Origin of the sequence: Bradyrhizobium sp. B039 (assembly GCF_038965675.1) — a bacterium.
Taxonomy (GTDB): domain Bacteria; phylum Pseudomonadota; class Alphaproteobacteria; order Rhizobiales; family Xanthobacteraceae; genus Bradyrhizobium; species Bradyrhizobium diazoefficiens.
This window is the reverse complement of sequence record NZ_CP152416.1, coordinates 676,628-694,719: the sequence shown is the minus strand read 5'-3', so window position 1 is coordinate 694,719 and position 18,092 is coordinate 676,628. Positions and strand designations below refer to the sequence as shown.

General features: G+C 60.8%; 20 protein-coding genes. 9 read left to right on the top strand and 11 right to left on the bottom strand.

From position 1 onward, the window contains the following. Nucleotide 1: 1 nt before the first annotated feature. Nucleotides 2–328, bottom strand: coding sequence for a DUF736 domain-containing protein (locus AAFG50_RS03170; protein WP_011084751.1), 327 nt, complete (start codon nucleotides 326–328; stop codon nucleotides 2–4). A gap of 707 nt (nucleotides 329–1,035) precedes the next feature. Here AAFG50_RS03170 and AAFG50_RS03165 point away from each other — a divergent pair. Continuing rightward, nucleotides 1,036–1,377 (top strand): hypothetical protein, encoded by a 342-nt coding sequence (locus tag AAFG50_RS03165; protein ID WP_011082890.1) that lies wholly within the window; start codon nucleotides 1,036–1,038, stop codon nucleotides 1,375–1,377. A gap of 31 nt (nucleotides 1,378–1,408) precedes the next feature. Here the strand turns inward: AAFG50_RS03165 and AAFG50_RS03160 are convergent, their stop codons facing one another. After that, complete coding sequence (locus tag AAFG50_RS03160) at nucleotides 1,409–1,642, bottom strand: cold-shock protein (RefSeq protein ID WP_011082891.1); 234 nt, start codon at nucleotides 1,640–1,642, stop codon at nucleotides 1,409–1,411. 407 nt (nucleotides 1,643–2,049) lie between these two features. On the opposite strand from AAFG50_RS03160, the gene AAFG50_RS03155 reads away from it, so the two are divergent. Then, nucleotides 2,050–2,823 carry a class I SAM-dependent methyltransferase gene (locus tag AAFG50_RS03155; RefSeq protein WP_011082892.1) on the top strand — a complete coding sequence of 258 codons (774 nt, stop codon included), beginning with the start codon at nucleotides 2,050–2,052 and terminating at the stop codon, nucleotides 2,821–2,823. A 48-nt stretch (nucleotides 2,824–2,871) separates the two neighbouring features. Here AAFG50_RS03155 and AAFG50_RS03150 read toward each other — a convergent pair whose 3' ends face one another. Next, nucleotides 2,872–3,294 carry a hypothetical protein gene (locus tag AAFG50_RS03150; RefSeq protein ID WP_014490276.1) on the bottom strand — a complete coding sequence of 141 codons (423 nt, stop codon included), beginning with the start codon at nucleotides 3,292–3,294 and terminating at the stop codon, nucleotides 2,872–2,874. Nucleotides 3,295–3,589: 295 nt separating this feature from the next. Between AAFG50_RS03150 and AAFG50_RS03145 the strand changes: the two genes are divergently transcribed. Continuing rightward, nucleotides 3,590–4,258, top strand: coding sequence for a hypothetical protein (locus tag AAFG50_RS03145; protein WP_011082894.1), 669 nt, complete (start codon nucleotides 3,590–3,592; stop codon nucleotides 4,256–4,258). Nucleotides 4,259–4,333: 75 nt separating this feature from the next. Here the strand turns inward: AAFG50_RS03145 and AAFG50_RS03140 are convergent, their stop codons facing one another. From AAFG50_RS03140 to AAFG50_RS03125, 4 genes are all read right to left on the bottom strand, one after another. After that, the gene (locus AAFG50_RS03140) at nucleotides 4,334–5,263 is read right to left on the bottom strand and encodes a DUF2493 domain-containing protein (protein ID WP_011082895.1); all 930 of its coding nucleotides are present in this window, start codon (nucleotides 5,261–5,263) and stop codon (nucleotides 4,334–4,336) included. Between the two features lie 326 nt (nucleotides 5,264–5,589). Beyond that, on the bottom strand, nucleotides 5,590–6,648 hold the full coding sequence (locus AAFG50_RS03135) for a toprim domain-containing protein (RefSeq protein ID WP_011082896.1): 1,059 nt from the start codon (nucleotides 6,646–6,648) through the stop codon (nucleotides 5,590–5,592). Nucleotides 6,649–6,704: 56 nt separating this feature from the next. Then, on the bottom strand, nucleotides 6,705–8,798 hold the full coding sequence (locus tag AAFG50_RS03130) for a ParB/RepB/Spo0J family partition protein (protein WP_014490278.1): 2,094 nt from the start codon (nucleotides 8,796–8,798) through the stop codon (nucleotides 6,705–6,707). Nucleotides 8,799–8,970: 172 nt separating this feature from the next. After that, the gene (locus tag AAFG50_RS03125; protein ID WP_026192137.1) at nucleotides 8,971–10,167 is read right to left on the bottom strand and encodes a hypothetical protein; all 1,197 of its coding nucleotides are present in this window, start codon (nucleotides 10,165–10,167) and stop codon (nucleotides 8,971–8,973) included. A gap of 382 nt (nucleotides 10,168–10,549) precedes the next feature. On the opposite strand from AAFG50_RS03125, the gene AAFG50_RS03120 reads away from it, so the two are divergent. Both AAFG50_RS03120 and AAFG50_RS03115 read left to right on the top strand, forming a co-directional pair. Then, complete coding sequence (locus tag AAFG50_RS03120; RefSeq protein WP_016839828.1) at nucleotides 10,550–10,708, top strand: hypothetical protein; 159 nt, start codon at nucleotides 10,550–10,552, stop codon at nucleotides 10,706–10,708. A 361-nt stretch (nucleotides 10,709–11,069) separates the two neighbouring features. Then, the gene (locus AAFG50_RS03115; RefSeq protein WP_011082899.1) at nucleotides 11,070–11,285 is read left to right on the top strand and encodes a helix-turn-helix domain-containing protein; all 216 of its coding nucleotides are present in this window, start codon (nucleotides 11,070–11,072) and stop codon (nucleotides 11,283–11,285) included. Between the two features lie 267 nt (nucleotides 11,286–11,552). Here the strand turns inward: AAFG50_RS03115 and AAFG50_RS03110 are convergent, their stop codons facing one another. The 3 genes from AAFG50_RS03110 to AAFG50_RS03100 are packed head-to-tail and all read right to left on the bottom strand — an operon-like array spanning nucleotide 11,553 to nucleotide 13,880. Beyond that, on the bottom strand, nucleotides 11,553–12,959 hold the full coding sequence (locus tag AAFG50_RS03110; protein WP_011082900.1) for an exodeoxyribonuclease I: 1,407 nt from the start codon (nucleotides 12,957–12,959) through the stop codon (nucleotides 11,553–11,555). A 7-nt stretch (nucleotides 12,960–12,966) separates the two neighbouring features. Then, nucleotides 12,967–13,488 (bottom strand): ImmA/IrrE family metallo-endopeptidase, encoded by a 522-nt coding sequence (locus AAFG50_RS03105; protein ID WP_011082901.1) that lies wholly within the window; start codon nucleotides 13,486–13,488, stop codon nucleotides 12,967–12,969. Beyond that, entirely contained in the window at nucleotides 13,485–13,880 is a 396-nt protein-coding gene (locus AAFG50_RS03100) for a helix-turn-helix transcriptional regulator (RefSeq protein ID WP_011082902.1), read from the bottom strand. Before AAFG50_RS03100 ends, AAFG50_RS03105 begins: the two co-directional genes overlap by 4 nt. Nucleotides 13,881–14,014: 134 nt before the next feature. Between AAFG50_RS03100 and AAFG50_RS03095 the strand changes: the two genes are divergently transcribed. The 4 genes from AAFG50_RS03095 to AAFG50_RS03080 all read left to right on the top strand — a co-directional run bounded on the left by AAFG50_RS03095 (nucleotide 14,015) and on the right by AAFG50_RS03080 (nucleotide 17,138). Beyond that, a complete protein-coding gene (locus tag AAFG50_RS03095; RefSeq protein WP_011082903.1) occupies nucleotides 14,015–14,236 on the top strand; it encodes a DUF2188 domain-containing protein in 222 nt (73 codons plus the stop codon). Nucleotides 14,237–14,311: 75 nt separating this feature from the next. Then, nucleotides 14,312–15,562 (top strand): nucleotidyltransferase, encoded by a 1,251-nt coding sequence (locus AAFG50_RS03090; RefSeq protein WP_011082904.1) that lies wholly within the window; start codon nucleotides 14,312–14,314, stop codon nucleotides 15,560–15,562. A 6-nt stretch (nucleotides 15,563–15,568) separates the two neighbouring features. Next, nucleotides 15,569–16,018: a hypothetical protein gene (locus tag AAFG50_RS03085; RefSeq protein ID WP_202557271.1), complete on the top strand. Its 450-nt coding sequence runs from the start codon at nucleotides 15,569–15,571 to the stop codon at nucleotides 16,016–16,018. Beyond that, nucleotides 16,011–17,138, top strand: a complete 1,128-nt coding sequence (locus tag AAFG50_RS03080) for an SAVED domain-containing protein (protein WP_014490283.1) — start codon at nucleotides 16,011–16,013, stop codon at nucleotides 17,136–17,138. Before AAFG50_RS03085 ends, AAFG50_RS03080 begins: the two co-directional genes overlap by 8 nt. A gap of 362 nt (nucleotides 17,139–17,500) precedes the next feature. On the opposite strand, the gene AAFG50_RS03075 is transcribed toward AAFG50_RS03080, so the two are convergent. Then, a complete protein-coding gene (locus AAFG50_RS03075) occupies nucleotides 17,501–18,055 on the bottom strand; it encodes a restriction endonuclease (RefSeq protein WP_011082907.1) in 555 nt (184 codons plus the stop codon). Nucleotides 18,056–18,092 lie beyond the last annotated feature (37 nt).

Genomic DNA, 18,092 nt, shown 5'->3' with positions numbered 1-18,092 from the left:
CTCAGTCGCCGTTGCGACGGTTGGGGCGAGACCAGATCAGGCTGAAGCCCTCGCCCTCTTCATCGGCGAAGAGGTTGGCGAAGATCGGGGCGGTGAAGCTCGGATCGTCGAGCTTGAGGCCGAGATAATCGCGGCCTTCGTTGGAGCGCTTGGACCAGGCGGCCCCGATCTCGACCCGGCCGACATAGATCCGGTGGCTGGGGGCGTTGTCGCCCGAGCGGCTGGTTTCGGGGACGATGCGGACGTTCCTCGCCTGGAGCGAGAGAGTGACGATCTCGCCGTTGAACTCGTTGTTGCCGGTCTTCTTGAAGGTGCCGATGGTCGCCATGGTAGTTCTCCTTGATCTCTGTTTTCGAGCCCGCACCTTGCGGCCTCGATGGTGATCGACAGGCCGGAGGCGATCGACGGCGCACCCCGAAGGGGCTGGACAGCAAAGGAGGAACTTTCTTGTCTCGCGCGAGGAATGGCGGCGCAGCCGGCAGGGGAAGAAAGTTGTGACGCCGCTGTTGCGCCAAAGGCGGTCGAGGCTTCAGCCGTCCTTCGGCCAGATCCATCCATCGAAGAGGCCGTTGGTGCGCTCGATCCAAACAGAGCTGACATCAAGGAGAACGTGGCGATTTGGGAGCCCACCGAGAGAGCTGGCCCAACGAATCCAATGCTGCTTAGCCCTCTGTAATCGAGACGGACGGATCTCCGCTTCCGCGATCGCGCGTCGGCAGCACGCCCCATTCACGAGAGCGGCTGGCCGTAGTTGTGATCCGTCACCGTTTGGTCGATGCCGCACAACGACTGCCACGAAACTGCCACTCTGCGATGATCGGTCGTGTCTCGATGCTTGGCCGCTCTGTGTGAAGCTCACAGACTAGAATGCGAGCACGCTGGATGTCTGATCGAGTCAGCCCCTTCCAATGGACGCTGCCGGCTTGCGCCAGGCCTTCCCGCCCCTACAGGGGTTACGACAATTCGCCGCGCGGACCCAGAGGAGGATCTCGCGCAAATGATGACCGCTAAGAGCTCGAGTGAGAAGAGAACCGGATGAGCGACAAAAGCGATCTTGAAAACAGAGCCATCGAAGCGATATGGAACTATCGTGAGGCCTTCGCCGTGGTCGGCCGCCTGGAGCGAAAAGAACGTTCCGCGCATCGAGCGGTGACCAGGATACTGCCTGAATTGGGGCGCGCCTTACGCAGCCAAGACACGCGGTGTCTTAAGAATAGCATTAAGATCGGCTCGGCAGCTGTCTCGCGGCAGAACGAAGCGTGGGCCAACCTAACTGAGGCGACCGCACGTTTGGATTCAGCCCACTCGACTTTGGCCGCCCTCGAGCGCCAACTAGGATATCTTCCAAAGGTCTCAAAACCACGAGATTCAGGCTAGCTCAAAGTATGCCAGGACGTCGAGCTGCGCCTTATCCTAGGCGGAGATTTTCTGCGGCTTGTTTGCCGCTGCGGTTCATCACCAGCTCGTAGCTGACCTTCGCGCCTTCAACAAGCGAGGTATAGCCGGCCTTCTCTACCGCCGAGATGTGCACGAAAACATCGTTGCCACCGTCGTCCGGCGCAATGAACCCATAGCCTTTGGTCGGGTTGAACCACTTAACAGTCCCTAACGCCACGTCATTTGCTCCAAAAAGAAAAAACACCTTCCCATCTAAATCATTGAACGAGCCGATCGCAAGTCTCCGCGCGAAAGCGGCTCGATGGGATCCGTTGTCCCGCCCGTTCGTAGGTCTTGGACAGAAGAAATAGAGTGCCCCACTCGATGAAATGAACGAGCACGCTGAAATCGGCCGGCATTCAAGAACGACGAGGCGAAGGTCACATTTTCTTCGAAAACTCCGTGCTAACTGTCGCCTGCTTGTCGCGGCCGGATGTACGTCGTGGCATCACGGGAGCCCCGGCTTTCATGCCGGGGTTTTTCGTTTCCGGCGCGAGAAGCAGCTTGACCGGATAGGCTCGTCAAATGGCGCAGCCCACTGCGACAATTCGACTTGGATGCGTAAGAATCATCCGGAGCGGCACAGAGCGAAAAGCCGAATAGCAGGCAGATATGGCGCAGAATATCTACGACAATCCCGATTTCTTCGCTGGCTACAGCCAATTGCCCCGGCAGGTGCATGGGCTGGACGGCGCTCCTGAATGGCCGGCGATCCGGGCCATGCTGCCCGATTTGGTCGGGAAACGTGTCGTTGATCTCGGATGTGGCTTCGGCTGGGCCTCGCGCTGGATGCGCGAGCAGGGCGCGGCCTCGGTTCTGGGTCTCGATCTGTCGCAGAACATGATCGAGCGTGCCAGGGCGGACACAGCGGATACGGCCATTGAGTATCGCATCGCCGATCTCGACACACTGGACCTCCCTGAGGCGGCTTTCGACCTCGCCTACAGCGCACTGACCTTTCACTATGTTCAGGACTTTGGCCGTCTCGTACATGTGATCCGCAAAACGCTCGTTCCTGACGGGCATTTCGTCTTTACGATTGAGCATCCGATCTTCATGGCCGCGGCACATCCGCACTGGATTTCCGATGAGGAGGGCCGCAAAACCTGGCCGGTCAATCGATATTCCGTCGAGGGCGAACGTCGGACGGACTGGTTTGCCAAGGGCGTTCTGAAATACCACAGGACACTTGGCACTACCTTGAATACGCTGATCGGCGCAGGCCTTCAAATTCGGCGGATCGAGGAGTTTGCCCCAACACGCGAGCAGATCCAGCAGATGCCGCAATTGGCCGAAGAACTCGAACGCCCCATGATGCTGATTGTATCTGCGTCCACATCGATCGGCGGTAAGCTTCGAAGCCTTCGTGATATCCGGCCGGATTAGGTTCCTGCCGGGCCCGCCCCGGTATTGATATCAGCCCGGCGTCAAGCGCTATCTTGCCGGCCCGTCTGCGGCCATGCCGGTGAAGCGAGCCAAGGCCGTGATGCTGACCGCAACGGCCCCGGCGATCGCGAAGACCGTTTGCCAGGTGGGCGAAGACATCGCCATCTGGGCGATTCCATGCGTCGCGCTGTAACCGGCGACGGTCGCGGGCGCGACATAGAGGATGATGATTAAGAGCCGCAGCCAAGCCCATGTCACGAGGGCGAGCGCGAGTTGGCCGATGCCGAAGGTTACGGCGCCAGCCGCGAACGCAACCGCGATTCCGCCCAGAGCGCCAGCCCCTGTGTGGAAGGCCCGAAGACCAATCGTCACGCCGGCGAAGACGGGCACCGCGAAGACCGCAAGCGTGAAGAGTAGCCAGGCGAAGAAGCCTATGGCGAGGAAAATAAGCAGTGGTCCCAAGGCAATCATGGTGGTGGGCTCCGTGAGATAGGGGTCTGACGGTCGCGCCTTCCACCACCACCACGGCGCAAACGCAGTATAGCAGCAAATGCCAGCGACCGGAATCGTCACAAATCCGGTTGCGGGCGAATGACAAAATGACCATATTGAGCGTCAGGAGCCGATCGCCCGGGCTGCAAGCGACCCAAAAGGCGGCATCTCGATTTCCCAATCGAACACCCGAACGGCAACCATTCTGCCGGCGCGCGGTGGTCATGAAGCGCTTGTGACTGCCACTAAGACGCCGGTGTGAAATGGATTTGCCATGTCTACCATCCAAAAGAAGTGCGCAGACTTTCTGCGTATGACCTTCAACGATCTGGCCGGCGGCAAGCTCGGATCAGGTCACGCCCACGAGATCGTGGCTGCGTATTTCGGCTATGGTACCGCGGCGGCTCTAAGGGCCGAGCCGAAGTATCAGCTTGCGGCTTTGGATAAAGCCGCGATCCTGATGCCTGATCTGCGCTTGATGGATCAGCGCGTGCAGCACCTCAATGGTCTCCCTGCAGGTCTACCCAATGTTGACGAGCTGGCTTCGCTGCTCTCGAGCTTTCTTAACGCAAACGGCTACTTTTCAGGTGAGGTTTGGTACACCCGAGATCTCGAGGAGTATATCGATGTATCCTTCATTCAAGAAGATCCCATGATGATCGAGGACGCTCTCTCGGGTGAGATGGCTATGACGAATGCTTTTTTTGACGAGCTTTACATAGACAAAGTAAGCCTAGACGTCGGAGACGATGTGCTCGTGGCAAATGTCTCAGGTTCTCTCAATGGAGAGAACGATCCGGATAAGCCGTTCCACGGGGATTCGATCGCTTTCACGACGATGATAACATTTGAGCGTGTGGCCGGTCGAACCGGCTATATGCGGCCGGAGCTGGAGACGTCGGGCGCCATTGATGACTCACATTACTATGATCAGGACGCCTGAGGGCAGCTAGGCATTTCATGGCACGATTGGGCTCTCATTTCGTCTGTCGTTCTGCACGACAAGGTACGGCGGCGCTCACGAGCCGCCGTACCTCCAGACCGGGATGCCTAGCTTCTTCGCTTTGTCAGCGAGATTGTCTTGGATGCCGGTGCCAGGAAAGTGCATCACGCCGATGGGTAGCGTCTCCAGCATCGCATCGTTGCGTTTGAACGGCGCGGCCTTGGCGTGCTTTGTCCAGTCGGGCTTGAAGGCGATCTGCGGGACCTTGCGATTGTCGGCCCACTTGGCGGCAATCAGCTCGGCGCCCTTGGGCGATCCGCCGTGCAGCAGCACCATGTCCGGGTGCTTGGCGTGCACCTGGTCGAGCTTAGCCCAAATTAGCCGGTAGTCGTTGAAGTCGAGTCCACCGGTGAGCGCGACTTTCGGTCCGCGTGGCATGAGCACCTGATTTTCGGCGCGCTTCTTCGCGGCCAGGAAATCGCGGCTGTCGATCATCGCTGACGTCAGATTGCGGTGGTTGACCTTCGATCCGTTGCGCGGCCGCCATGCGGAATGGGCGTGGCGTTCGAACTCGTCGGCGGCCTGGTCGCGCATCAGCTCGAAGGCGTTGCGTCGCTCGATCAGCGTTTGCCCTTCTGCCGTCAGACGCTCCAGCTCGACGGATTTGATTTCGCTGCCGTCCTGCTCCCGCTGCGAGCGCTGCTGGGCCAGCTCGTTATCGTCGAGCTCGCGCTCGATCCTGTCGATCGCACGATGGAAGACGTTTACCATCGACCAGAGCAGGTCGTCGAGGTCGGGCTCAAGACGGGTATCGGACAGCGCCACCACCAGGGCATCGAAGATGTCGGCGACGCTGCCGGCGAGGATTCGCGCTTCAGGAAGCCCCCGGGGATCGGGATCATCGTGGAAGGGACGGTAGCCATGGAGCTGGAGTTCCTGGAGGACCTGGTCGGTCGGGGATGAGCTGTGGTGCGGCTCGAAATCGTTGTCGTGGTCGGCGGTCATTGCGGTTTTCCCTCGTCGGATCGACCGCGCCCATCGCGGCCTTCATGGCGACGAAAGCGGCAGGCGGAACGGACTTGCACCCGCAGCGCAGCGGAGGGCCGGAGCCTTGGCGGAGGACCGAAGGGGGCCGACTATTTTGTCTCGCGATGTAAAGGCGGCTCTGCCGCCGACGGAAAATAGTCGGCCCACGAGGTTGCCGGTCCGGGCCGCCTGCCGCCCGATCGCCCTCTCAGAAGGCCGTGGGGCAGTCCTCTGGCGCCGAGGGGAAACACGTTCACCGACCGTGCGGTAACGAAGCGGCCGCGTCGCCCCTCATCCCGTTTCGGCTATGCCGCCAGCTCCATAAAGCGCGCGACGTCCTGCGCCGCGATCTGTACGCGGCTTGCGGCCCGAAGGGCGTCAAATCCGAGCAGGCGAAGATCCTCGTTGAAGTCGCCAAGCTGTGGCGAGATCACGATTGCCTCGATGCCGGCCTCCTGCGCCCGATCCATCAAGGTCGCCATGGCGCCGTCACCGGCAGGATCGTCGTCCCGGGCGATGTAGAGCCGGCGGAGCGTATCCGGAAGAAGGACGGCGGAGAGATGCGCTGCCGAGAGAGCTGCGACCATCGGCATGGTCGGCAGGGCGCAGCGGAGCGACAGCATCGTCTCGATGCCCTCACCGGCCGCCATGACTTCACCAGCGACGCCAAATCGAACAGCGTGACCAAGCAGGTCGCCCATCGCCCGCTTTGGCGTGTCGATTGGCGCCTTGCCCAGCGTCGCCTCGCTGAAACCATGCGGGTCGAGCCAGGTGCGGTGTACGCCAGCCAGCTCGCCGGACAGATCGGTGACGGCGGCGATCATCGCCGGCCAGGTCTCGGTCGGGCTGTGGTCGTCGGGCCGGTAGTAGCAACGTGGGTGAAAGCGCAGGCTTCCGGTTTCGTGCAAAGACGTAATGCCGCGATTGCGGAGATACGCTTCTATGAGTGTGCGTTCGATCGGCTGCGACATGGCAAAGAGCCGACGAGCGGCCTCCGGCGATCCTCGTGCCGCGCTGGAATTGCGGAGCCGCGGCTGATTGGGCTCGGGCTCTGGATGCGGCAAGCTGAGAAACAAGCGCGCCTCGTCGAGGACGTTCTTGAAGTCGACCAGGCGGCAACTCTCGCGAATGACATCGAGCAAATCGCCATGTTCCCCGGTGGCGGCATCGGTCCATTTGCCGGCGGCTCCCTTCGCCGACTGCTTGAGCCGCACGAACATTGAGCGGCCAGGCGTATTGCGGACGTCGCCGACGAGCCAATAGCTACCTTCCCGTCGTCCGGCAGAGAGGTAGTGACGGCACACGGACTCAGCCTGCCGGCCGAGACGCCGTGCGAGATCGTGTGCGTTATCGGCCATCGTCATCCCCAAAAAGAAAAGGTCCGCCGTCGCCAGCGGACCTTGTTGTTGCTCTCGACGGCTTATTCGGCTGCCATAATCTGCTCACCGGCTCGCTGATTGTGGGCGGTCCGCTCTTCTTCGTCTTCCAGTTTGTTTTCGCTAGGCTGCTCTGGAGTTTCCTCGACTATAGATTCGACCGCCGGTTCGTCGCCAATGGCTCGGCCCAGCGTGCGAAGCGGTTCGGGCAGCCAGGCCGTGTCGGTGAGCAAGGTCTGCGCCTCGGCAGCCATGTCACCCTTCTTCAGATGCTCGATCCGATCGGCGGCGCGCTGCCCTTTTGCCTCCACCACGGCCTGGAGGATTCGCGTCTTCGTCACCCGACCGAAGAAGTTGTCTACGGTCGGTTTCCACCCCGCCGCAGCCATGTCGAGATCGACAGCCCGGGCGAGACGGTCGGCGTGAGCGAGCGCACGCGGCCGCCGATTCCAGGGTTCATGCACGGCGTTGACCGACAGGCTGACGACATGGGCAAAGAGCATCGCCTGGCTGTCGCCGTCCCACGCCTGAAGTGCGTCCCAGAGGTCGGCCGATTCCTTCGGCAAAGCCTTCGCCCAGCGCTCGTGCCGAGCGCGGATCGCCTCGGCTAAGGCGCTGTCGTTCAGGCCGAGCGCCTGGGCGCCGAAACTCACGCTCTTCAGATCCAGCTCCAGGCAGCTATCCGAGCCGTAGTGGTAGAAGGTCTTCAATGTCAGAGCATGCAGGGCCGCATGAAAGGCGACCTGCGGCTGCTCACCGAGGGCATGACGCAGGCCGAGTGTCCGATGGGTGGTGAGCTCGGTCATCAGCCGGTCGGAGATGGGCGAAAGGCCCTCGTCCTCCTCCTGCTCGGCGCCGGGCTCGACCGACACGTTGCGCTCGCCGCCTTCGTAGCTCGCGGCCTTGGCCCGTTCGGCCTCACCATCTTCTTCAGCAAGACCGGGCTCCGGCTCCGCCGACGGTTCGTCTTCGGGCCGGACGTAGCCGCGCTCAACACGAAGCTCGCCTTCAGCGCCAATGCTGACGAAGACGCCTGCGCGCACGATCTCGGCCGGGTCGAAAACAACCGGCCGGCTCTCGAGCCCCTCCAAAGCTGTTTCCAGCTCGGACAACCGTTCGTCGACCTCGTCGGGCAGTTCATCGGCGTCCGCGTGTTTCTCAGACAGCTGATCGAACTCTGCTTGCAAGGCGTTGCGGGCCGCTTCCTCCTCGGCAGTGAGGGTGACGATCTCGCCGCGAAGTTGTCGCAGACCGAAAGCGTGGCCGTAAGCGAAATCGGGGGCGACCTCGGTCCACTTCCAACCCTCGGCGGCAATCGTCTCGGATTCCGCCTTCAGCTTGTCGGCCACCATCTGGTCGACGAGCGCGACATCCTGCATCCAGCCGCCATCGTCGCCCTGAAACAGATCTCGCAGCACCGTGCCACCGGCGGCAGTATAGGCGTCAACCCCGATGAACAGCGCCCGCTTGTCGGAAGCGCGGACCGCGCCTTCTGTCAGCATGCGGCGGATGACGTAGGGCTGCTTGTCGTGGGACGCCTTCAGCCGCTCGAACACAACTTCCTGACGCTCGTGGTCGCCAGATACAGCGAAGGCCATGAGCTGGTCGAGCGTCATGCCGTCCTCCGCATAGACGTCGAGCAGCGTCGGCGAAACCGACGCGAGCTTGAGGCGTTGCTTGACGACGTTGACGGAGACGAAGAAGGCGGCAGCGATCTCCTCCTCCGACTGGCCCTTTTCGCGCAGCGCCAGGAATGCCCGGAACTGGTCGAGCGGATGAAGCGGAGCGCGCTGGACGTTCTCGGCGAGCGAGTCTTCCTCAGCGATGCCGCTATCGCGGACGACGCAGGGCACCGGGGCGGTCTTGGCGAGGCGCTTCTGCTTGACGAGCAGCTCCAGCGCGCGGTAGCGCCGGCCGCCAGCCGGGATCTCGAACACGCCGGTCTCGGCGCCGACCTGGTCGACGACGGGCCGGACACTGAGGCCCTGCAGAAGGCCCCGGCGGGCGATGTCCTCTGCTAGCTCCTCGATCGAGACGCCGGCCTTCACGCGCCGGACGTTCGACTGACTCAGCACGAGCCTGTTGAAGGGGATATCGCGCGAGGGCGAAAGGGTGATCTTGCGAACGGTAGTCGCCATGGGATGATACTCCGCGACGGGCGCCGAGAGCCTCTCTCTCGACATCAACTCGTCACGAAGCGCAGCGCCGCCCTCTCACTTTGGAGGGCGGCGTCGCAAAGCCAACGAACAGGAAAGACGGAAAGCCTCGGAACCGGAAAAGCACCGTTCCGTATCTCCGGTTGTCCGGGAATCAGGCCGCGCGGTCGAGCAGCTTCTTCGCCCGTGCCTCCATGTCGAGTCGTGCGTCCTGATGAGTCTTGTCGCGCGCGACGGCTGTGATGCCCTGGACGAAATCAAACACGCTCTCGGGCTTCCGGCCTTCCTCGGACAGAACTGTGTCGATGATCTTCGCCGTCTCGGTCTTGGAGAAGCCGCCCTTGCGCAGAAACTCGCTGCGGTCCTCGTCGGTCCGGGCGACGATCCGCTCCCGCGCCGATTTGATGCCGTTGACGAAGGGCATCGGCGAAGAGTTCGCGAAGCGTGTCAGCGCCGGCGCCGCCTCATGGGCGAAGCGCGTCGCGGCGTATTTCGAATGGCGGATGGTGATCTCCTCGAAATCCTGAACACCCCACAAATTCCGATTCTGACAGACGGCGCGAAGATAGAAGCTCGCTATGCCGAGCGTCTTCGCGCCCACCTCGGAATTCCAGCAGTAGAAGCCGCGGAAGTAGAGGTCCGGCAAGCCGTCGGGCAGCCGGCCGGCCTCGATCGGATTGAGGTCGTCGACCAGAAACAGGAAGACATCGCGATCGGAGGCGTAGAGCGTCGTCGTATCCTGGGTGATGTCGACGCGCGGGTTGTAAACGCCAGTCGACCAATCAAGCACGCCTGGGACCTTCCAGCGCGTGTCACCCGTGCCATTGCCGGCGATGCGCTGAACAGCTGCCACGAGTTCGTGGTCAAATATACGCCCATATTCCGGACCCGTCGCGGCGCGAAGCTCGAGGCGACTGCCCTGCACCTCAAGCGTTTTTATCTGCTCGGCTCGATGAAAGCTGAGGCCGAACTGCAGGTTGATGCCAGCGAGCGGTGCCGGAAGCTGACGGAGGTAAGCCGCCGGCGCTCCGACCAAGCTGGCAAGTTGACCGAAGCTCCAATGAGTCGGCGCGATCGGCGCGTCGCAACCGGGTAGCATCAGCGTCAGGCGCTCGGCATCGTCGCGGTTGGCCTCCACTCGGATCGCGGTGCTCTCGACCGTTCGGGTCCGGCTGCGCTCGCTCCGGCTGCGCACGGCGGAGTAGAGATCCGACAAGGACAGATAGCGTTCGTCCGCCGGCCGCGAGAACCATTCGGATGAAACGCGGCCGATGCGCTCGCCGCGACTCACATCCACCTTGTAGCCGCCGGCGCAGTCGTGGGCAGCGATCAAAACTTCTGCTTGGGTCATGGGACAATCTCCATGACGGGCGCCGGAGGCCTCTCCTCCGATCATCAACCCGTCACGGCGAAGCCGATCCGTCCTCTCACTCTAATGGGGGCGTTGCGGGGTCTCCCCGCAGAAGGGGGTGCGTCGGCGACCGCGGCGCCGACCAGGGGGAAGGCTTTCCCCTCAAAGGCGCACCGCCGGAATTCGCCATATCATCGGAGCAACAGGCTGCGTAACCCGATGGACCAGCTCGGAAAGTTAGTGCGCGCGCAAACAAGGGGAACTGAACATCGGAGCCAACTGGCGGGTGCTTTCGCCATTTTCATACGACAGCTTGACTTGACGTCCCACACACCGGCAGAACGATCCTCCACAGACCACAACGTCAGCGATTGAAACGAAAATGACGTTCGATATCAGGGGCAGCATCAAGAATACGAAGATCAGCTCGAACCTGTATGTCGTTTTTGAGGAACCGATCTCAAATGCGACCGACTCATTCCTTATCCGCAAGCACGAAGACGCCTCTGAAACGGACATGCTGGTTGAAATCGACGTCTAATTTATTCGAGCTGACATGCTCGACGACCGAGAGTCCATGATCGTTTCCTGCAAAGACAACGGATACGGGTTGGGAGACGATCAGCTCAAGGCATTTCTAACCAAAGACACTTCCTACAAGGACGACCTTCCGATCTTCGCGATTGGTCAGTGTACCTGCGGCCGAGAGCCGCAAGTATTTTTGCTACGCTCCGTTACGCTATCTTGCGGCTATCAACGCAGGCTGACGCGTTAACTCGCTCGCGTTTGACGCGAGCTATGCGGGGTCATCGAGAATATCGTTTTCTTCCGTCATTCTGGGTGCCAACATCTCAGTCATCTCGACCGTGACGTTTCGTGCGGCGGAGTGATGGAGAAGACGAATGACGGAGTCCAAATTCCTGACACCGGAGGAAGTGTCTGCACGATACCGTGGCGAGGTCTCCGTGGGTACGCTGCGGAATTGGCGCGCAATGCGAACTGGGCCTGCATACATCAAGATCGGCAAAGCCGTCTTATACCCGGTGGACGAGCTTGACGCATGGGATCGGGGAAATCTGGTGATTTGTAGTGCGTCGAAAGAACTGAACGTGAGCTAGCTTGAGAAAAACAAAATCGCGCTCTAATATGATGACTCAATCCGCTGGCACGCTCGAGACAACGACTCGGTTGCTGTGCTCGGAATGATAGGGAGCTAAAATCGCGAACCGCGCTGCGTTTCCCCTGTTCAGCGGTGCACCGTCAGACCACCGCTTTCATCATAAGTCGGCTCAACACTGACGCCATGTCCTCGCGGCACTCCGTCCGTGACCAAATACTCAGCGCAGAGAAGGCGACGTTGAGTTGAGCGCTCCGAACCGGTCGGTTCAGGCAATCAGCCGTGTCCGATAGGCCTCAAGCCGCGCCAGTCGATCCTGCAGATACGTGCGATATTGGATCAGAAGATCATCTGGACTGGCGAACTCGCCAAGCACCCTTTCCGTCTCTGCCATCGCCTGATCGATGGTGAGGCAGCCCGAACCGTCGCCTGTCATCTGATCGGTCAAGTAGCGCTCGACCTCCAATCGAGTAGGTTCGGGGAGAACCGAGCGCGCTTCGAAATAGATCAACCGGAGCCCGAACCAGCGCAGTCGCTCGTCCTCCATGCCCTGGACGATCGCGAGGCGGTCCTCCCATCGCGCATCGTGGAACGCGGCAATGCGTGCCTCATCAGCAGGACCGGGAAAGCCGCTATAGATGCGCTCTTCGAGGTGCGGAGATAATGCGTAGGGCTCGCGCGCAGCCATGTAAGCAGCCACAAGCCGCGCGCACAGACCAGTGTCCGCCTTCATGAGACAGGCCCGGTCTCCGGTGGCGCCCATCGAACCGCCATCCAGCATATGCTCGGGAGCGTCGTAGAACGCCGTCAGCGTGGGCGCGGCATTGATCCTGAAGCGACGAATCGGACTTGGCTTCTGCGTCAGATGAACTTGCAGTTCGAGATCGCTCATCGCGGCAAGCCGGCCCATGTCTTCGTTGAGACTCAAGCAAAGCCGGCCATTGGCCTGATCGGGATCCCTGCCGATGCAGACGACCGACGTATGATAAGCTTGGCCGCCGAAAAACTCGGTCAACACGAAGCCGTCTTCGACCTCAATGAAATCCGCGACGGTCGCTTTGTTCGAGAAGCGCACGAAGCGCTGCCACAACTCCGGAGACCTTCGATAGACCAATCGGCTCAGTTCGAGCGTCGCAAGCACATCGGACATCGCGTCGTGTGCCCGAGCATGTGCGACGCCATTTGCCGCCGCCAACTGTTGCAAGCGAAATGTCCGCCGCCCTTCTTCGCTGACCGGCACAACTAGTTGCGCAGGCGACACGGCATCGGCGGCCATCACCAGACTGAGCGCATCGGCGCGGCAGTTTCGATGATTACTTGTCAGATATGCCGGATATAGGCACTGGAAGAGGGCGTGGCGCAGCATCTCCTCGTCGAAGCGGATGGAGTTGAAGCCGACGAAAACCGCAGGGCTCCAGGAAATCAAGGTCCGGCGAATATCTCCTACCATGGTGTAGTGCGACGGCAGGCTGGAATCAGTCAACGACTCGATCGGCAATCCGTTCGTCCGAAGCGCCGAAGGATGGGGAAGCACATGTGGCTGAAGGCGCGAGCGCGTCTCGAACCGAGCCACCTCGTTCAGGTTTTCATCGGTGCGAACAGCGGCGAAGTGGAGAATCTGATCGAAGCCACGCTTAAGCCCCGTCGTCTCGGTGTCGAAAAAGACGAAGCTCATGGGTGTGCTACCAACGAGTCAACCGGAAACGCATCGCCGCCGGGCTTACCCTAAACCGGCGCGCGAGACCCTCAATCGCTGCCTCGTCCTCGAGATCCACACCACCGCCTTCCAAGACGGCGGCTAAGAGGTCGCCGGGGATCAACAGCTCTGAGGCGAAGGCGTTGGCTTCGATCTCTATCGGTTCGGTTCCGAGCGCTGAGATATCATCTCGGAAGAGAACGCGTATCCCCTTGTCGACGTGAACGGCTTGTCTGATGTCTTCGTCGTGCAGCACATGATGGGCGAGTTCATGGGCGGCGGAAAAACGCTGGCGGTTGGGATGATGTAGCGCATTGACGCCGATGATGCCGATGCCGTCCTTGATATAGGCCATGCCCGAAAGATCCTCCTCCAGCGGTGCGTACTGAAGGACGATCTTGCGCGATTTAATGATGCGTTCGACAGGGACGGGCGGCGCTGAAACGCCGAACTCCCGAAGGATCGAGCGCGCAGCTTCGCGCGCTCGACCTGGATCAGCGTCCCTCACGATCCGACCTTAGAGCCGCGGCGTGGCGCGAGCGCGCTGCTGATCAAATCAGCGACCTGGGCGCCCGCGTTCTCGGACAGCGACTCCTTCGAAAGCTTCTCATTGACCAGCGTCATCTTCAATTCCTCCCCGATGGACTTATGCGGCATTGGCGGCAGCAGGTCGGCGACCTTCGCGAAATCAAGCGCGGTGGCGAGGGCATAGACATGGTGCAGCAATATGTTCTGCCGGCCGCTCTCGATGTTGGCGATCGACGCGCGAGACATCTTAACTTTGCTCGCCAACTGGGCCTGGGTCAGCGAAAGAGCCTTGCGCCGCGTCGAGACCGCGTTGCCGAACGCTATATAGACCGGATTGCCCGCCATCGCCGATGTTTGCGCTGCTTCGGGCATAATGTCAATCCCGCAAACATTATGTGCTTATTACAAACTTACTAGTGTGATCATTACTTGACATATTGGCCAATCTCAGGAATCCATATCCCGCCGGAGAGCGCGACGCTCACCGACGAGGCGAAGGAACCGAGATGTCGAAGCGCATTCATGTCGTGCCGCACGAATCAGGTTGGGCAACCCGACGTGAGGGGGCGTTGCGGGTGGGGTCCACCCATCACACCCAAGCCGAGGCGACGGAGGCGGCGCGTAGCACTGCGCTTCGCGAGCACGGCGAAGTCGTCATCCACCGTCCCGATGGCCGCATTCGCGACGCCAACTCCTACGGAAACGATCCCTTCCCGCCGAAAGGATAACCCAACGGATCGCTCACCAGGGCGATCCGGTCGGATCGGCGCGCGGAGGTCATTCAAAGAAGAGGACCAATATCGATGTCGAATTTTCCGTCCCTGCGCCGCGATGATCGGCCTGATGATCCCTTTGCCGACCCGCTGGACGCGGTACTCGCCGAGCTTGCCATCAATATTCAGCTTCCGCCCGGCCTGCATGCCAAGGCGGTCGAGCGATATGAGGCGGTCCGACGCTACATCGAACGACCCGGTAGTCCGCTCGAAGGCAGGGTCGCCTGCTTCTATCCCCAGGGCTCCATGGCAATCGACGCAACCACGTCGACCCGCGGCACGGACGACGAGTACGATCTCGATATCGTCGCCGAGATCGAAGGCCCCGACCTCGGTCCCGAGGCGCTGCTGGATGACCTGGAAGCCGCACTCGAGAGCTACCCGGTAAGCAAGGTCGTGCGCCAAACTCGGTGCATCACGCTCTACTACGCCGACGGCATGCATCTTGACATTACGCCGTCGCGGCGGCGGGCGCCGAAGGAGAAGGAAGGCGAGATCCCGCATGCGAAGAAGGGGACTCGCAGCGACCCGGCGCGCTATGTGCCGATGAACTCATATGCCTTCGGGAAGTGGTATTGCGCCCGAACGCCTACCGAGGAGCGGTTCGCGCTGGCGCTGAATCGTCAGCTGTACGAACAGGCCGGAATCGCCTTCGCCGCAGCGGACGTCGAGGACGTTCCGCCGCAAACGCCGCTCATCATCAAGAGCGTGACGACGGTCGCGCTGCAGCTAATCAAGCGGCACCGCAACATCGCCTACGCGACCGAGACGGGCCGGATCCCGCCATCGGTGATGTTGTCGTGCCATGCCGGCCATGCCGCCCGTCCGGGCATGAGGCTTGCGGAAATGCTGATCCGGCAGGCGCGCTGGACGGCCCGCGCGATCGACGACGCCGCGAAGCGCGGCCAGCTCCTGGTCGTGCCCAACCCCGAATTTCCGGTCGAGCGTTTCACCGACCGTTGGCCAGAATCTCAGCTGCAACAGACAACCTATTCTCGCCACCTGCACACCCTCGCTAACGGGCTCGAAGCCGCCCGCACCGGCGACGTGCAGCTGGAGGACTTGCAGGAGTGGTTGCGCGGGCAGTTCGGGGACCGGGTCGTCACGCGTTCTGTCAAAGCTTTCAACCAGCGGCTCGGGCGCCAAGTTCAATCACGGCAGCATGGTTATACGCGCTCCGGCGGCCTGTTCGTTCCCGCCGCGCCGGCGATCATCGGCGCGGCGACCAGCCTGGCGCCAGTCGCGGCTCGCGCACACACCAACATGGGAGAGCGCCGATAAGTGGTGATGACGGTCGACGCCCAGATCACTGACATGGCTTCCTTGTGGCCGAACTTGAAACTCATCGGCCGCCACGGCGCAATCGCGGCGTGGCAGGGCCCTCTCCGGCCTTTGCTTCAGACGTTTCAGGTCGAGATCACTTATCGAGCGCCGCTGGTGATCGAACGGCTCGACGTGCGCATTCTCCAGCCACGCGTCAAAGTCTTGTCACCGCCGTTACGGCACCGTCCGGGCGACCCGGAGGGTAGGCTCCCTCACGTGTACTACGGTTCGGATGGCGAAGTGACGCTATGCATGCTCGATCCCGATTCCGACGATTGGTCGCCGTTCGACAGCCTCTCGCAGACAACTGTGCCCTGGGTGATCGAGTGGCTTGCCGCTTACGAGGGCTGGCGCGCAACGGGTCAATGGACAGCGAGCGGCCGCCACGTCGTAGCAGGTGGCGTCGGTGTCTAAGAGCAGCATTCCGCAAAAGGTCCAATCGGCGCTGTGGGCGCGGGCTGCTGGCCGCTGCCAATATCGTGGATGCAATACTGATTTGGTCGGCGACCTGGTGGCCGGGCGGCAAGACGGGATCTTCGGCTTCATCGCACACATCGTGGCTGACGTCGAAGGCGGCCCGCGCGGCGATCCGATCCGGTCGACTCAGCTCGCGCGTAGTCTGGAAAATCTAATGTTGATGTGCGCCCGACATCACAAGCTGATCGATCTTGACGCCGTCGCCGATCATCCGGAATCTGTTCTGCTAACTATGAAAGCCGAGCACGAGGGCCGGATCGCGATCGTTGCCGGCATCGACGAAGACCGGGCATCTCACGTCATCAGGTTTGGGGCGAGCATTTGTGACAACGAGGCGCTTGTATCGACGCAGGCGATCTTTTCGGCGATGCCGCCCGACCGCCACCCAGCCAGCGGCCAGAGGTTGGATCTTGAAATGGTAGGCTGTGCGTTTCGAGACAACGAGCCTGCCTATTGGACGGTCCAGCGCGAGAACCTGAGACGCCAGTTCGAAGCGAAGGTGCGAGGCCGCGTAGAGCGACAGGAGATTAGGCATCTAAGCGTATTCGCACTCGCACCGCAGCCGCTGCTGATCGAGCTTGGCCGGCTGCTCTGCGATATCGTTCCGGCCGTCGTTCATCAAAGGCATCGCGAACCCGCGAGTTGGCGATGGGCGTCCGATGGCCCCCCGATCACATTCCAGGTCACCGAACCGGATATCGGGCTGTCAGGCTCGGTCGCGCTAAAGCTCGGTGTCAGCGCTACCGTGACCGACGCGCGACTCCAGGCGGTTCTCGGCGACGAAGCCGCGATCTGGTCGCTCTGCGCGGATCAACCTCACAACGACGTCTTGCGGCGAGCTGACGATCAGGCCGCATTTCGGCGCGAACTCCGACGGCTCTACGACCGCATCAAGGCTCGGCATGGCGAGGGAACGCTGCTGCATGTTTTTCCCGCGCTTCCCGCCTCCCTGGCGGTCGAGGTCGGCCGCGTCTGGATGCCCAAATCGGATCTTTCCCTCCGGCTCTACGACAACAATCGATCGCACGGGTTCATACGGACCTTCGATATTCCCTAAACCCGATGCGACAAGCGCGCGGACATCTTCCTGTCCGCAATCCTCCTCGCCGCTGCGATTACCTGGTGGATCAATTAAGTCCGGACCCAAGCCCTCTCTCGTAGAGGCATGTATCCGAACGGGAGAAGCCTATTTTTTCAGGAGGCCACCAAGCCACTTTTGAAGGCTGTCACCGTTCATCAATTCGAGACGCGTCGGCAGAAAGGGAGTTATGAACGGATCAGATATTAGCCTTGGCGGAAAGTCCGACGTTGTAGTCAGGATTCCCTTAGAGGCATTCTGCTCCCCGCTGAGTACGCCCAGCAATGCACGAATGTCATCATATGAAACCTCGTTCCTCGGCTTATACGCCTTCACCGATCCTATGATCTTGATGCAACCAACCCCCTTCGAACAGCTATGACATCCCGTCCGTGATCCCCTGAGCGTGGCGTTAATGTCACCTCGTCGAACCCCGCTTTATCGAAGGCACCAGCGACGATCTCTTCCCAACGCGTCGCAGAAAGTGAATACGCTTGGCTCCAATCCGATTGCAGGCTTGCTACAATTTCATACCAAACCGCTGAGTTTGCCTTTATTAGAAATCCCTCTGCCGTTTTACGATCTGCCAGGACGATCTTGTGATCTGGTGTAATGATTCCCGCTACTCGCAACTCCGCTTGCTTATTCCCCTCGGAAAACCGCCGAGCGATAAACGACTCGAACACTGACGGAAGCCTGTCTTCGTAGATCAAGTCAGTAATTTTGATCTTCTCTGGTGGAATTTCCAGATTCCTAAAATCCACTAGTCGTGTGAACTCTAAAAGAATCGGAAACGCTAATTTCTGCGCAATAGGAAACAGCTTAACGGGCATGTAGAATATCAGTTGCTGCGCTAGGCGAACCCTTACCTCTTCCATCTGCTGCAAAGTAAGCATGGCACGCGCTCTTTACTACAACTGCGCATAGGTTAGC

What these genes read in the sequence shown, in the direction of transcription:
- AAFG50_RS03170 (WP_011084751.1), bottom strand. Translation starts at nt 328, where the DNA reads ATGGCGACCATCGGCACCTTCAAGAAGACCGGCAACAACGAGTTCAAC.
- AAFG50_RS03165 (WP_011082890.1), top strand. Translation starts at nt 1,036, where the DNA reads ATGAGCGACAAAAGCGATCTTGAAAACAGAGCCATCGAAGCGATATGG.
- AAFG50_RS03155 (WP_011082892.1), top strand. Translation starts at nt 2,050, where the DNA reads ATGGCGCAGAATATCTACGACAATCCCGATTTCTTCGCTGGCTACAGC.
- AAFG50_RS03150 (WP_014490276.1), bottom strand. Translation starts at nt 3,294, where the DNA reads ATGATTGCCTTGGGACCACTGCTTATTTTCCTCGCCATAGGCTTCTTC.
- AAFG50_RS03145 (WP_011082894.1), top strand. Translation starts at nt 3,590, where the DNA reads ATGTCTACCATCCAAAAGAAGTGCGCAGACTTTCTGCGTATGACCTTC.
- AAFG50_RS03140 (WP_011082895.1), bottom strand. Translation starts at nt 5,263, where the DNA reads ATGACCGCCGACCACGACAACGATTTCGAGCCGCACCACAGCTCATCC.
- AAFG50_RS03135 (WP_011082896.1), bottom strand. Translation starts at nt 6,648, where the DNA reads ATGACGATGGCCGATAACGCACACGATCTCGCACGGCGTCTCGGCCGG.
- AAFG50_RS03130 (WP_014490278.1), bottom strand. Translation starts at nt 8,798, where the DNA reads ATGGCGACTACCGTTCGCAAGATCACCCTTTCGCCCTCGCGCGATATC.
- AAFG50_RS03125 (WP_026192137.1), bottom strand. Translation starts at nt 10,167, where the DNA reads ATGACCCAAGCAGAAGTTTTGATCGCTGCCCACGACTGCGCCGGCGGC.
- AAFG50_RS03120 (WP_016839828.1), top strand. Translation starts at nt 10,550, where the DNA reads ATGACGTTCGATATCAGGGGCAGCATCAAGAATACGAAGATCAGCTCG.
- AAFG50_RS03115 (WP_011082899.1), top strand. Translation starts at nt 11,070, where the DNA reads ATGACGGAGTCCAAATTCCTGACACCGGAGGAAGTGTCTGCACGATAC.
- AAFG50_RS03110 (WP_011082900.1), bottom strand. Translation starts at nt 12,959, where the DNA reads ATGAGCTTCGTCTTTTTCGACACCGAGACGACGGGGCTTAAGCGTGGC.
- AAFG50_RS03100 (WP_011082902.1), bottom strand. Translation starts at nt 13,880, where the DNA reads ATGCCCGAAGCAGCGCAAACATCGGCGATGGCGGGCAATCCGGTCTAT.
- AAFG50_RS03095 (WP_011082903.1), top strand. Translation starts at nt 14,015, where the DNA reads ATGTCGAAGCGCATTCATGTCGTGCCGCACGAATCAGGTTGGGCAACC.
- AAFG50_RS03090 (WP_011082904.1), top strand. Translation starts at nt 14,312, where the DNA reads ATGTCGAATTTTCCGTCCCTGCGCCGCGATGATCGGCCTGATGATCCC.
- AAFG50_RS03085 (WP_202557271.1), top strand. Translation starts at nt 15,569, where the DNA reads ATGACGGTCGACGCCCAGATCACTGACATGGCTTCCTTGTGGCCGAAC.
- AAFG50_RS03075 (WP_011082907.1), bottom strand. Translation starts at nt 18,055, where the DNA reads ATGCTTACTTTGCAGCAGATGGAAGAGGTAAGGGTTCGCCTAGCGCAG.